This is a genomic window from Streptococcus mitis, from assembly GCF_946190155.1.
Taxonomy (GTDB): Bacteria; Bacillota; Bacilli; order Lactobacillales; family Streptococcaceae; genus Streptococcus; species Streptococcus mitis_CL.
This window is the reverse complement of the sequence record NZ_CAMHZL010000131.1, coordinates 1-236: the sequence shown is the minus strand read 5'-3', so window position 1 is coordinate 236 and position 236 is coordinate 1. Positions and strand designations below refer to the sequence as shown.

At 55.5% G+C, this 236-nt stretch carries 2 tRNA genes; both read left to right on the top strand.

What is annotated here, in order from left to right:
- Positions 1–2 precede the first annotated feature (2 nt).
- Positions 3–76, top strand: a tRNA-Ile gene (locus tag N8O80_RS09620).
- 8 nt (positions 77–84) lie between these two features.
- Positions 85–156, top strand: a tRNA-Glu gene (locus N8O80_RS09615).
- Positions 157–236 lie beyond the last annotated feature (80 nt).

The window sequence follows — 236 nt, the reverse complement described above, 5'->3', positions numbered from 1 at the left end:
TTGGGCGCGTAGCTCAGGTGGTTAGAGCGCACGCCTGATAAGCGTGAGGTCGGTGGTTCGAGTCCACTCGTGCCCATAAAGTTTGGTCCGTTGGTCAAGGGGTTAAGACACCGCCTTTTCACGGCGGTAACACGGGTTCGAATCCCGTACGGACTATTTTGGAGGATTACCCAAGTCCGGCTGAAGGGAACGGTCTTGAAAACCGTCAGGCGTGTAAAAGCGTGCGTGGGTTCGAA